Below are 12,497 nucleotides of genomic sequence, written 5' to 3'. Positions count from 1 at the left end.
CATTGCGAGGGTCTGCCCGCGGGCCCGCAGGCCCGCTGAGACGGCTCAGGACGTTGTGCTGGAGCGCGTCGATCATGATGACCGCTGGGACCGACACGTCAGAATGCCCCTGTGGCCTGAACCTGCGACGCCGGCGTCGAAAGCCGCATGAAGCTCGTGAACGAGCGCCGGACCAGATCCGGGTCCAGATCCTCGACTATGAAGACGATGCGGGACTGGCGGTCGTCCGAGGGCCAGTCCGGCAGGTGCTCGGGCGGGTGGATCACGTGCTGGACGGCGTGGATCGCGACCGGGGAAGTGCTGCCGGCGACGTCGAGCAGTCCCTTGACGCGCAACAGACGGCCGCCGTGCCGGTGCACCAGCAGGCTGAACCAGAGGCCGAAGGCGCTCCATGGAACCGGATCGGCGCTGGACAGGCAGAAGGAGCGGATCGCGCCGTGGCTTGCGGAGGGATCGTCCTCGGCGGATTGCGCGATCCATCGACGGGGTGTCGTCGTGTCGTCGGGCTGCAGCAGAGCCGGATCGATCGCGCCGTGCGAAGCCTGGGCGATGTCGGCCTGCGGGTTGAGTGCGGAGAGCCGGCGCAGCAGCCGCGGTGTGGTCCCCTCCAATGCGAGGTCGGACTTGGTGACGATGAGCCGGTCGGCGGCGGCGACCTGGCGCAGCATCTGCGGATAGCGCTTGAAACCGGCTTCGGCATGCACGGCGTCCACCGTCGCCACGATGACGCCGACCACGAAATGATGGCGGATCACCGGGTCGGCGGCGATGGTCGACAGGATCGGCGCCGGGTCGGCGAGTCCGGTGGTCTCGATGATCAGTCGGCGGAAGCGCGGGATCTCGCCGCGCTGGCGGCGGTCGTGCAGGTCGCGCACCGCCCGGCTGAGATCGCCGCGTATGGTGCAGCAGATGCAGCCGCTGGCCAGCAGCACCGGCTCCCGGTCGAGCGCGCCGACCAGGACGTGATCGAGCCCGACCTCGCCGAACTCGTTGATGAGCACGGCCGCATCGGAAAACGCCGGGTGGCGCAGGACGTGACGGAGGATCGTGGTCTTGCCGCTTCCAAGGAAGCCGGTGAGGACGATGACCGGGATTCTGGCGTCACCGCCCGGCGGCATCGAGCGTGTCCAGGAAGTCCGGGTCTAGCGGATCGATGATGCGCCCGGACAGGCGCTCCGCCTTCGGCCACAGGTCGGTCAGCGTGCCGACCATGGTCGTGGCCCCCGTGCGAGCCCGCAGCAAGAACTCGCTGCCCTGCCAGTCGGACAGCGTGAGCCCGATCGGGTGCAGGACCGCATTGCCGAGGGCGACACGCTCGCGTCTTGCCTGTCGCCGCAGCCAGGGCACCGCGGCGGCCTGGCCGGTGCCGACGCCGTCGGTCCAGTGGCCGCCGCCGCCGAGGATGCCGCAGAGGCCACACATGGCTATGTCCGGTTTCGCGGCCGGCGGCGGGCGAAGTCGTCCGCGATCTCGTCCATCGTGCAGAACCGCACGCCTTCATGCGAACTGATGTAGGCATGCAGGCGCTCGAGCATCAGCAGCACCTGCGGCCGTCCCGAGACATCCGGATGGATGGTGATCGGGAACACGGCGTAGTCGTATTCGCGGTATACCCAGTCGAACTGGTCGCGCCAGATCTGCTCGATGTCGCGCGGGTTGACGAAGCCGTGGCTGTTCGGCGCCTTCTTGATGAACATCATCGGCGGCAGGTCGTCGAGGTACCAGTTCGCCGGGATCTCGATCAGGTCGGTTTCCTGGCCGCGCACCAGCGGCTGCATCCATTCGTGCGGTTGCCTGGCGTAGTCGATCTTGGTCCAGCTATCGCCGACGCGCACGTAGTACGGCTCGAAATCGCGATGCATCAGGCTGTGGTCGTACTTGATGCCCTTCTTGAGCAGCAGCTCGTTGCTGACCTGGCTGAACTCCCACCAGGGCGCCACGTAGCCGGTGGGCCGCTTGCCGGAGAGTTGCGTCACCAGCTCGATGCATTTGTCGAGCACGGCCTCTTCCTGCTCGGGCGTCATCTCGATCGGGTTCTCGTGGCTGTAGCCGTGGATGCCGATCTCGTGCCCTGCGGCGGCGACCGCCTGCATCTGTTCCGGGAAGGTCTCGATCGAGTGGCCGGGAATGAACCAGGTGGTCTTGATGCCGAGGCGCTCGAAGAGTTTCAGCAACCGCGGGCTGCCGACTTCGCCTGCAAACAGGCCGCGCGAAATGTCGTCGGGCGAATCCTCACCGCCGTAGGAGCCCAGCCAGCCTGCCACCGCATCCACGTCGACGCCGAACGAGCAGAGGATTTCCTTTGCCATGCCTGTCTTCTCCCCGAATGGTTGTCAGCCCGCGATGTCGCGCACCGCATCCGCGATGTTCGTCTCGCCGGCGCCGAGCAGCAAGGCCAGCAGGACGCGCGCCTTGATGCCGCTGAGGTCGCCTGCAAATATTGCCCCGGCCGCAGCCACCCCCTTGCCGCCGCTGCCGCCATAGAGCGGGGTGACACGCCCCTGCGGGCAGCGGCTGGTCATGAGCACCGGGACACCATCCCGCACCGCATCTCGGATCGGCGCCAGCAGGGCTGGCGTCACGTTGCCGCGACCGAATGCTTCCAGCACGATGCCGCGGGCGCCGCTTGCCAGGGCGCAGCGCATGAAGCGTTCATCGCTGCCCATCGCGAGGCGGATCAGGTCGACGCGGTCCTCGATCGCCTCGGTGCGCACGCTGCGGCGCAAGGCCGTGCAGCGCTGCAGGATCACCTGTCCCGCATCGATCTCGCCCAGCTTGCCGTGTTCGCTGGAGGCGAAGGTGCCGACACGCGAGGCATGCACCTTGGTGACGTCGCGGGCCGCGTGGATCTCGCCCTCGAAGACGATCACGGCGCCGGTGCCGCGCATCGCCGGCGATGCCGCCACCAGGATCGCATCTGCAAGGTTGCGCGGGCCGTCCGCGTCCGGCTCGGCGGCGTGGCGCTGAGCGCCGGTGAAGATGACGGGCTTGTCGCCCGACTGCACGAGGTCGGCGAGGAAGACCGCCTCCTCCATCGTGTCGGTACCGTGCGTGACCACGACACCCGCCACGTCGGGCCCGGCGAGGATGGCGTCGATCCGGCGCGCAAGCCGGAACGAGATCTGCAGGTCCATCGCGAAGCTGCCGATGTTGCAGAATGCCTCGGTCGAGACAGGCACCTCCGGCCGCAGCGTGCCGAGCGCTGCCAGCAGGTCGTCGCCCGATGCCGTGCTGAGCAGGGCGTCGGCGTTGCTGTCGGGGAGGGAGGCGATCGTGCCGCCGGTGCTGACCACGACGACCCTGGTGGCAATATCGGACATGATCGGCGATACGTCCCCTGGTGCGGTCGGACCAGCCATCGCCGGTCAAGCCCGCTAACATTGGCGGCGGGCAGCGTCAACTTCGAGACCAATAGTGTCTTGACGTCATCCGGACGGTCGATGCTACCGTAGGATTGTAACATCCGGTGGCATCTGGTCAGACCAGATGCTTACCGGTTCCTGCCGCCACAAAACAGGGAGGCGGCATGTCCGGCCACTCGCATCCAGTCGGCGAACATCCGGGCACAGTAAAAGCGGCAGGCTGGCAACCACGTGCCTTGCTGGCCTCGGAGGTCCGCTTCGGGACCTGGATCGCGTTCTTCGCCTGGGTATTCGCAGTCTATGACTTCGTGCTGTTCGGGACCTTGCTGCCGAAGCTCGGCGCCGAGTTCGGCTGGAGTGCCGCGCACCAGGCCGCGATCGCCACCTGGATCGCCACCGGCACGGCGGTCGTGGCGCTCTTGATCGGGCCGGTCGTCGATAAGGTCGGCCGACGCCAGGGCATCATGGTCACTGTCGGAGGAGCCGCGATCTGTTCGGCGCTGACAGCGGTGGGGGGTGCGGCCGGCAGCGTGGTTCTGGTGCTGATCCGGTCTATGAGCGGTCTTGGCTATGCCGAGGAGGCAGTCAATGCCACGTACCTGACGGAGCTGTATGCCGCGACGGACGACCCGCGGCTCGCGCGGCGGCGCGGCTTCATCTACAGCCTGGTGCAGGGTGGCTGGCCGGTCGGCGCGTTGCTGGCCGCGGCGCTCACCGCCATCCTGCTGCCGCTCATCGGCTGGCGCGGCTGCTTCGTGTTTGCCGCCGTGCCGTCGCTGGTGATCGCGTTCCTCGCGCGCAAGCTGCGCGAGAGCCCGCAGTTCGAGTTGCAGCGCGAGATCGGCCGGCTGCGGAAATCCAGGCAGGAGAACGCCGGTCGCGCGCTCGCGCAGCGTCACGCCGTCGATTACGAGGGACATGCATCGGCCGGCTTCGGCGCGGCGTTCCGTGGTCCCGCCCTGCGGGCGACGCTCACGCTGGGCGGCGGCTTCCTGCTGAACTGGTCGACGATCCAGATCTTCAGCGTGCTGGGCACCACGGTGATCACCAGCGTGCACCACATCTCGTTCAACAACTCGCTGCTGATCCTGATCCTTTCGAACCTCGCCGGCTACTGCGGCTATCTCACGCATGGCTATTTCGGAGATCGTATCGGGCGTCGCAACGTGATCGCGCTGGGGTGGGTGCTCGGCGGCATCGCCTTCACCGCCATGCTGTACGGCCCGGATGATATCGTCTTCGTCGTGGCGTTCTACAGCCTGGGCCTGTTCTTTCTGACAGGTCCGTATGCGGCATTGCTGTTCTTCATGGGCGAGAGTTTTCCGACCGAGATACGGGCGACCGGTGGTGCCGTGATCCATTGCATGGGTCCGGTCGGAGCGATCCTCGCGGGGAGCGGGGCAACCCGGTTCCTCGCCACGGGAGCCGGCTGGCAGAGTGCCGCCTTCTGGTTCGGCGCGGTGCCGTGCGTAATGTCCGGGGTGCTGATGCTGGCCGCGCGGCATGTCGATCCCGCCGAGGTGAAATAGGCCACTGGCCCGAATGGAGGCGCCATGAGCGAACGGAAGGTGGCACTGGTGACCGGTGCGGCGAGCGGCATCGGACAGGCGGTGGCGGTCGCGTATGCGCAGGCGGGTGTGGCGGTGGTGGGCGGGACCTTCAAGGGCGATCCGCACGATCCGGACCGCACCGGCGCGCTGGCGGCGCAGGCCGGCGGCATCTGCGTCATGCAGGAGCTCGATGTCGCGGACACGGAGTCTGTCGAGCGGTTCGCGCAGCTTGCGATCGATCGGTTCGGCCGGATTGATCATGTCGTGGCCAATGCCGGGATCCTGCGTGCATCGCCACTGGTCGACATGACCGACGAGCAATGGCGGCAGATGTTGGAGGTCGATCTCACCGGCGTCATGCGCACCTTCCGGGCGGCGGCTCGACGCATGCGGCAGGGCGGCGGCATGGTGGCGATCTCCTCCATCGCCGGCGGTGTGTATGGCTGGGAGGAGCATGCCCATTATGCCGCCGCCAAGGCCGGTGTGCCGGGGCTGTGCCGCTCGATCGCGGTCGAACTCGCCGGACGTGGCATCCGCTGCAACGCGATCATTCCGGGCCTCATCGAGACGCCGCAGTCGCTCGATGCGGTGAACTCGCTCGGGCCGGTCGGACTCGCCGCCGCGGCGCGGATGATCCCGCTCGGACGGGTCGGCACACCGGACGACGTGGCGCGGCTGGTGCTGTTCCTGGCTGGCGAGGATGCAGCCTATATCACCGGGCAGAGCGTCGTCGTGGATGGCGGGCTGACCGTCCGCTGGCCGCAATAGGGAGCCGCGGATGATGGATATTCTCGCGGGGCGCCGCGCGGTGGTCACCGGAGCGGCCGGCGGTATCGGCGGCGCGATCGCGCGTGCCTACGCCAGGGAAGGTGCGAGACTGCTGCTGGCGGATCGCGACGGGGCGCGGCTCCAGGCGGTGGCGGATGAATGCGCGTCCCATGGCGCCGATGTCGAGAGTGTCGAGGCCGATCTGGGCGAGGTGGCGGGCGCGGATCGCTGCATCGAGACCTGCGTACGGCGCTATGGCGGGATCGATATCCTGGTCAACAACGCCGGCCTGCTGACGCAGGCGCTCTGCACCGACCTGACCGTGGAGATGTGGGACGACATGCTGCGGGTCGACCTGCGCAGCGTGTTCCTATGCACGCGCCGCGCGTTGCCGGGGATGGTCGCGCAGCGCTGGGGACGCGTCATCAACACCGCGTCGCAACTCGGTATCAAGGGCGGTGCGGAACTGTCGCATTACGCAGCTGCGAAGGCCGGCGTGATCGGCTTCACCAAGTCGGTGGCGCTCGAGGTTTCGCAGCATAACGTGCTGGTTAATGCGATCGCGCCGGGGCCGATCCGGACGCCGATGGTGGACGGCATCAGCGAGAGCTGGAAGCAGGCCAAGGCGGCGGAACTGCCGCTGCGTCGGTTCGGCGAGCCGGACGAGATCGCGCCGACGGCGGTGCTGCTGGCCTCGGATCCGGGTGGCAACCTGTATTGCGGGCAGACGCTGGGACCGAATTCCGGCGATGTGATGCCCTAGGAGCCGGACGACCGGCCTACCAGGAACTGCAACGGGCTTCGTCCAGGCCGGAGCGGCCCGCCGTGCGGATAAGGTGCAGGCGCATGTAGTATGCGGCACTGTCGGGATCGCGCAGGTCGAGCGCCTTGATCACGTTGTCATGTTCGATGATCGGCTCCCATCGCCGTGACGGTTCGCCGAGCGGCAACAGATGACTGGCCAGCATGGTCTTCTGCATCGTCTCGTGGATATGCGTCAGGACGCCGTTGCAGCCCGCTTCGATGATGATGCGGTGCAGCAACAGATCCGACTGCGCAGCCCGGTCCAGTTCGCCCGCACGAAGAGCGGCGCGCATGTCATCGTTGATCTGGCGCAGGCGCTGCATCTGCTCGGCGGTGACCTGCGCAGCGGCGAGACGCGTCGCGTAGGTCTCGAGCAGCAGGCGGGTCTGGAAGACGTCGTCCAGGCTGTACTGGTCCAGGCGCGGCAGGTCGATCCGCGCAGCCACGTCCGGCTCGGCGTTCACGATGGCGCCGCGGCCGGGCTCGATGCGGATCAGGCCGGTCGTCTCGAGCACGCTCAGCGCCTCCCGCAGCGATGCACGGCTGATGTTCAGCGTGCTCGACAGGCTGCGTTGCGAGGGCAGCTTCTCGCCGGCCCTGACCCGGCCGTCATCGATCATCTGCCGGATCTGGCGCACGACCAGTTGCGGAACCGCCTCGCGTTCCCTCGGTCGCCCGCCGGGCCGCGTCGTTACGGCCGGTCTGTGCAGCACGGTCGGCTGCCTCCTAGATCATGACGTCGCCGCCGTTCGGGGACAGGGTTTGGCCGACGTAGAAGGATCCCGCGTCGGATGCAAGCAGCAGCGCGGTCGGTGCGATTTCCTCGACGCGGCCGAAGCGCCGCAGCGGCATTTCCCGGCGCTTCATTTCGTGCCATTCGGCACTGAGGCCGGCGAGCAGCTCCGTCTCGACCGGACCCGGGGCGATGGCGTTCACCAGCACGCCGCGCGGCGCCCCCTCGAGCGACAGGGCGCGGGTGAAGCCGACGATGCCGGCCTTGGCGGCGCAGTAGTGGGCGAGGCCCGGCGATCCCTTGTAGGCGAGCTGCGAGGCAATGTTGATGATGCGGCCGTCGCCGCGCGCCAGCATGCCCGCGAACACGCCGTGCGTGACCAGGAACGTTCCGCGCAGGTGGACCGCGATCATGCGGTCCCAGGCTGCGACCGTCATGTCGGTGAATGCCGTCTCGCCGCCGATACCGGCGCAATTCACGAGGATGTCCACCTGTCCGAGCCGGCCGGTCGCGGTGTCCAGCATGCGCGCCACTGCCGCCTCGTCCGAGACGTCGCATGCCATATGCGACGCATCCGGGCCGCTTCCGGCGATCCTGCGGACGAGCCTGTCGGCGCGTTCTTCGTCGCCGAGGTGACAGAAGAACAACTCGGCGCCGTTGCGCGCGAACAACTCCACGATCGCGGCGCCGATGCCTCGGCTGCCGCCCGTCACCACGGCCTTGCGGCCTTCCAGCATACCCTGCATCGAATGCTTCCTACTCCAGCTACTGAACCGGCAATTCCAGAACCGGCTTCAGGCGAACGCGCCGTCCCGGCGTGCATCGAGCCATTCCGCGTAGCCCCTGATGCCGTCCTCAAGGCTAATGGCGGGCATGAAGCCGAGGTCCCGCTGGGCGGCGGCGGTATCGAATTGTGCCTGATCGTCGTCCAGTGGATCCGGACCCGCTTCAAGAGCGATATCGGCGCCGGGCAGCAGGTCGCGGACGATCCCTGCCAAGTCCCCCAGGGTGAGGTAGCGCTCGCCGGTGATGGTGTAGACGCGGCGTGGCAGCGGCGGCGCCTGCAGCGCCAGGACAAGTGCCCTGGCGGCGTCGTCGACATGCAGGAACTGCCGATGGAAATCCTGGCCCCAGGCCAGGCGTGTGATGCGGCCGTGCAGCGCGTCGGTGAGCATGGTGCGGATGACGCAGTCGGTGGTGCGACCGGGGCCGTAGATCCAGGACAGGCGCAGGGCGACGCCGTCCACGCCGTGCTGGCGTGCATAGCCCGCGACCAGGGGCTCCAGCGCCGCCTTGGTGGCGCCGTAGACACTGCTCGGTGCCAGCGCGACGTCCTCCGGCACCGGCCCGGGCACAACCGGCGCGCGTGGCGTCGGGCCGTAGGCGCTGGTGGACGAGCAGCAGACGATACGGCGGCACTTCCGGATCCTGGCCAGCTCGAGCAGGTTCACGGTGCCCATGACATTCACCGAGACCAGGCGGTAAGGATTGTCGATCCCCACCATCGGTCCGGAAAAGGCGCCGCAATGGACGATGCCGTTCAGCGGACCGTCGGCTGTGATGGCGTGCAGGCGGTGTATGTCGGTGAGGTCTGCCAGCAGCACTGCGCGCGACCCACTCGGGGAGGCGACCAGGTCGGTGGCGATGACCCGCTGGCCATCCTGTCGCAGGCGGTCGCACACCGCCCTGCCGAGCAGTCCGGCGGCTCCCGTCACCAGGATGGTCTGGGTCATGCGCTGTGCTCCGATACCGGATTCGCCACGGTCGCGGCTCCTGCGCGGCGTGACGCCGACCACTCGATCGGAAGCTCGGCCGCGAGCAGCGTGCGCGTGTATCGCTGCTGCGGGCTCGCAAAGATCGCCTCGGTCTCGCCGCGCTCGACGATGCGGCCGCGATTCAGCACCACGACGTTGTGCGCCAGCGATCGTACCGAGTTCAGGTCGTGCGTGATGAACAGGGCGGACAGGCCCATGCGCGACTGCAGCGAGCGGATCAGGTCGATGATCTGCGCGCGCACGCGGATGTCGAGCGCGGTGGTGGGTTCGTCGAACACCACGAAGTCCGGCTCGGTCGCCAAGGCGCGTGCGATCCCGATCCGCTTCTGCTCGCCCGCGGTCAGCTCATGCGGGTAGCAGCGTGCAAGATCGCGTGAGAGCTGCACCATTTCCAGCAGCTCCTCGACCCGTTGCAGCCGCTGCGAGCGCGAGTGGTGGCCGAGCAGGGCGAGCGGCTCGGAGACCAGGTCGAGCACGCTCCATCGCGGATTGAGCGCCACGTAGGGTTCCTGGAACACCATCTGCATGCGCCGCCGCAGCGGCCTGAAGTGCGCCTCACTGAGGCCCGCGATCTCCTGGCCGTCGAAGCGCACGGAGCCGCCGGTGGGTGCTAGCAGGCGCAGCAGGCACTGGCCGATGGTGGTCTTGCCGGACCCGCTCTCGCCGACCAGGGCTAGGGTCTCGCCACGCTCGAGCGAGAAGCTCACATCGTCGACCGCGCGCACCGGCGGTTGCGTGCCGCCGACCTGGAACAGCTTTAGCAGGTTCTCGACGACCAGCAGCTTGTCGGCCTTGCCAGCGTGCCGCTGTTCCGCCGGGACCGGGCGGGCCCTGGCGGCTGCAAGCAGGCTTTCGCTGTACGGCGTGTCGGGCCGGCCCAGGAAGCCCTGCACCGGCCGAAGCTCCTCGATCCGGCCAGCACGCATGATCGCCACCCGGTCGCAGTAATGCGCGACGATGCCGAGGTCGTGGGTGATCAGGATCACCGACACGCCGAGCATGCGGCTGCGCTGCACCAGGAGGTCGAGGACCTGCACCTGCACGGTCGCATCCAGGCCGAGGGTGGCGTCGTCCGCCAGGATGATACCGGGGCGGGTGATCAGGGCCATGGCGATGACGACACGCTGCGCCATGCCGCCGGACAGTTCATGCGGGTAGGCGCGGGCGCGGGCGGCAGGATCGACGATGCCGACCTGGCCTAGCAGCTCCACGGCTTGCCGCCACGCCTGGCGGGCCGGGCAGGGCCGATGCGTGCGCAGCACGCGCGCGATCTGCGTGCCGACCCGCGCGACCGGATCGAGCAGGGCCTTGGCGTTGGTGCCGATCAGGGAGATGGTGCCGCCACGCAGCCGCTGGCGTTCGCGCTGGCTCATATCGGCGAGTGCCCGGCCCTCGAACCGCACGACGCCGTCGGTCACCCGGCCGTCGCCTGGCAGCAGGCCGACGAGCGCGTGCGCCAGCACCGACTTGCCAGCGCCGGTCTCTCCGACGATGCCCAGGATCTCGTTGTGCTCGAGCCGGAACGAGACGTCGTGCAGGACTTGCCGGGGCGCACCGGAAGGGCCGAAGCTGACGCCGAGGCGCTCGACTTCGAGTGTGGCGGTCATCGTGCCTTCCCCGGTGCGCGTTTCGTCGGATCAAGGAAGATGCGGAGCTGGTCGCCGAGCAGAGCGAAGCACAGCACCGCAAGCACGATGGCGATGCCAGGGAACAGCGAGACCCACCACACGCCGAGTATGAGCTGCTGCGCCCCGGAGCTGACCATCAGGCCCCATTCCGGGGTCGGCATGCGCACGCCGGCGCCGATGAAGGACAGCCCGGCGGTGAGCAGGATCGCCATCCCGATGCTGATCGAGAGCTGCACCAGGGCCGGCGTCATCGCGTTGGGCAGGATATGGCGGAACATGACGGAGATATCGCCGGCGCCCGAGCAGCGCGCGGCGCTGATGAACGGGCGCTCGCGCAGCGACAGCACCTCGGCGCGCACCAGCCTGGCGAACACCGGCACGAACAGGATCGCCAGCACCAGCGCCACGTTCCAGATCTCCTGGCCGAGCACCGACACCAGCGCCATGCCGAGCACGAACACCGGGAACGACTGGATGAAGTCGAACAGGCGCATCACCAGGGTGCTGGCGATGGTGCGATAGAAGCCGATGAGCAAGCCGACCGGAACGCCGATGAGAAAGGCGGCGGCGACTGCGGTGATGCTGACGAGGAGGTTGATCCGGGTCGCGAAGATGATGCGCGACAGCACGTCCATCCCGGAGACATCGGTGCCCAGCGGATGCTGCCAGGACGGCGGCTCCAGCGAGTGCAGCGGATCGGCCATCGTCGGCGAATACGGCGCCAGCATGCCGGCGAACACGATGGCGATGACCTGCAGCAGCAGCAGCGCCGCACCGAGAGTAGCGGCCGGGCGCCGGAGCCAGAACCGGAACGTCATATTCGTATTCTCGGATCGACGAGTTCGTAAAGCACGTCGACCACTAGATAGACCAGCAGGACGAAGACCGCGGCCAGCATCACGAAGCCCTGCAGCGCCGGATAGTCGCTGTTGATGACCGCCTGCACCGCATACTGGCCAAGGCCGCCCCAGGCGAAGATCGTCTCGACCAAAACCGCGGCACCAAGCAGGAAGCCGAACAGGAAGCCGGCGGTGGTGATGATGGGCGGCAGGCTGTTCTTGAGCGACATGGCGACGATCCGGCATTGCGGCAGGCCGCAGGCGCGCGCATGGCGGATGAACGGGCTGTCGTAGATCCCGGCGAAGGCCGTCTGCGTCATCTTCATCACCCCGCCGGCATTGACGATGGTGATGGTGGCGACCGGCAGGACGAGGCGGCCGGCCGAGGAGGTGAAATCCGACCAGTTGCCGGTGAGCAGACTGTCGAGCGTGTAGAAGCCGGTGATGGTGGGTGGCGGGGTCAGGTAGGTGTCGATGCGGCCGAACGGTGCCGGTGCCCAGCCCGCGATGTGAAACAGGAAGTAGATCATCAGCAGGCCGACCCAGAAGTCGGGCAGCGCGCCAGCTGCCATTCCGTAGAGACGCGTCAGGTGGTCCGCCACGCCCCCGCGTCCGATGACGGCGAGGATGGCAAGGCCGACGCCGATCACGATCGTCAGGATCATCGCGTAGGTGATCAGTTCCAGGGTCGCGGGAGCGCGCTCGATCAGGTCTTGTACGACCGGATGCGAGGTGAAGATCGAGGTGCCGAGATCGCCGTGCAGAATACGGCCGAGATAGCGGACGAACTGTACCGCGACGCCCTGGTCGAGCCCGAGCTTCTGCCGCAACGAGGCCACGGCTTCGGGCGTCGCCATGTTGCCGAGCAGCAGCAGCGCAGGGTCGCCGGGGAGCAGCCGGACCAGCACGAACGTCACCAGCAGGACGCCGAACAGTTGCGGCGGGATGAGCGCCACACGGGCGAGCACGATGCGCGCCGGCCGCGGCAGGGCGCGCCAGGACCGCACGACCGGACCCGCAAGCTTCGGCGTCATTGCC

The 12,497-nt window shown here is 68.0% G+C and carries 13 protein-coding genes; 3 read left to right on the top strand and 10 right to left on the bottom strand.

Annotation, left to right across the window (positions count from 1 at the left end; translation table 11 throughout):
- Window positions 1-98: 98 nt before the first annotated feature.
- The 4 genes from FE263_RS20305 to FE263_RS20290 are packed head-to-tail and all read right to left on the bottom strand — an operon-like array spanning window position 99 to window position 3,320.
- Entirely contained in the window at window positions 99-1,118 is a 1,020-nt protein-coding gene (locus tag FE263_RS20305) for a CobW family GTP-binding protein (RefSeq protein WP_138327873.1), read from the bottom strand.
- Window positions 1,102-1,422: a hypothetical protein gene (locus tag FE263_RS20300; RefSeq protein ID WP_138327872.1), complete on the bottom strand. Its 321-nt coding sequence runs from the start codon at window positions 1,420-1,422 to the stop codon at window positions 1,102-1,104. The genes FE263_RS20305 and FE263_RS20300 overlap by 17 nt, the downstream gene beginning before the upstream one ends.
- Before the next feature lie 2 nt (window positions 1,423-1,424).
- Window positions 1,425-2,309 (bottom strand): polysaccharide deacetylase family protein, encoded by an 885-nt coding sequence (locus tag FE263_RS20295; RefSeq protein WP_138327871.1) that lies wholly within the window; start codon window positions 2,307-2,309, stop codon window positions 1,425-1,427.
- 24 nt (window positions 2,310-2,333) lie between these two features.
- Complete coding sequence (locus FE263_RS20290) at window positions 2,334-3,320, bottom strand: asparaginase (RefSeq protein ID WP_138327870.1); 987 nt, start codon at window positions 3,318-3,320, stop codon at window positions 2,334-2,336.
- A 278-nt stretch (window positions 3,321-3,598) separates the two neighbouring features.
- Between FE263_RS20290 and FE263_RS20285 the strand changes: the two genes are divergently transcribed.
- The 3 genes from FE263_RS20285 to FE263_RS20275 are packed head-to-tail and all read left to right on the top strand — an operon-like array spanning window position 3,599 to window position 6,443.
- A complete protein-coding gene (locus FE263_RS20285) occupies window positions 3,599-4,891 on the top strand; it encodes an MFS transporter (protein ID WP_205880474.1) in 1,293 nt (430 codons plus the stop codon).
- Between the two features lie 24 nt (window positions 4,892-4,915).
- Window positions 4,916-5,680: an SDR family NAD(P)-dependent oxidoreductase gene (locus FE263_RS20280; RefSeq protein WP_138327868.1), complete on the top strand. Its 765-nt coding sequence runs from the start codon at window positions 4,916-4,918 to the stop codon at window positions 5,678-5,680.
- A 10-nt stretch (window positions 5,681-5,690) separates the two neighbouring features.
- On the top strand, window positions 5,691-6,443 hold the full coding sequence (locus tag FE263_RS20275) for an SDR family NAD(P)-dependent oxidoreductase (protein ID WP_240759994.1): 753 nt from the start codon (window positions 5,691-5,693) through the stop codon (window positions 6,441-6,443).
- A 16-nt stretch (window positions 6,444-6,459) separates the two neighbouring features.
- Here FE263_RS20275 and FE263_RS20270 read toward each other — a convergent pair whose 3' ends face one another.
- Genes FE263_RS20270 through FE263_RS20245 form a run of 6 tightly spaced genes read right to left on the bottom strand, consistent with a single transcriptional unit; the run spans window position 6,460 to window position 12,493 of the window.
- Window positions 6,460-7,197: a FadR/GntR family transcriptional regulator gene (locus tag FE263_RS20270; protein ID WP_138327867.1), complete on the bottom strand. Its 738-nt coding sequence runs from the start codon at window positions 7,195-7,197 to the stop codon at window positions 6,460-6,462.
- Between the two features lie 13 nt (window positions 7,198-7,210).
- A complete protein-coding gene (locus FE263_RS20265) occupies window positions 7,211-7,963 on the bottom strand; it encodes an SDR family NAD(P)-dependent oxidoreductase (RefSeq protein WP_138327866.1) in 753 nt (250 codons plus the stop codon).
- 48 nt (window positions 7,964-8,011) lie between these two features.
- Window positions 8,012-8,950, bottom strand: coding sequence for an NAD-dependent epimerase/dehydratase family protein (locus FE263_RS20260; RefSeq protein ID WP_138327865.1), 939 nt, complete (start codon window positions 8,948-8,950; stop codon window positions 8,012-8,014).
- Window positions 8,947-10,599, bottom strand: a complete 1,653-nt coding sequence (locus FE263_RS23000; RefSeq protein WP_138327864.1) for an ATP-binding cassette domain-containing protein — start codon at window positions 10,597-10,599, stop codon at window positions 8,947-8,949. Before FE263_RS23000 ends, FE263_RS20260 begins: the two co-directional genes overlap by 4 nt.
- Window positions 10,596-11,438 carry an ABC transporter permease gene (locus FE263_RS20250; protein WP_138327863.1) on the bottom strand — a complete coding sequence of 281 codons (843 nt, stop codon included), beginning with the start codon at window positions 11,436-11,438 and terminating at the stop codon, window positions 10,596-10,598. Before FE263_RS20250 ends, FE263_RS23000 begins: the two co-directional genes overlap by 4 nt.
- On the bottom strand, window positions 11,435-12,493 hold the full coding sequence (locus FE263_RS20245; RefSeq protein ID WP_138327937.1) for an ABC transporter permease: 1,059 nt from the start codon (window positions 12,491-12,493) through the stop codon (window positions 11,435-11,437). The genes FE263_RS20250 and FE263_RS20245 overlap by 4 nt, the downstream gene beginning before the upstream one ends.
- Between the last annotated feature and the right edge of the window lie 4 nt (window positions 12,494-12,497).

The organism is Lichenicoccus roseus (assembly GCF_005844085.1).
Classification (GTDB): Bacteria; Pseudomonadota; Alphaproteobacteria; order Acetobacterales; family Acetobacteraceae; genus Lichenicoccus; species Lichenicoccus roseus.
This window is presented reverse-complemented; position numbering and strand designations above follow the sequence as displayed.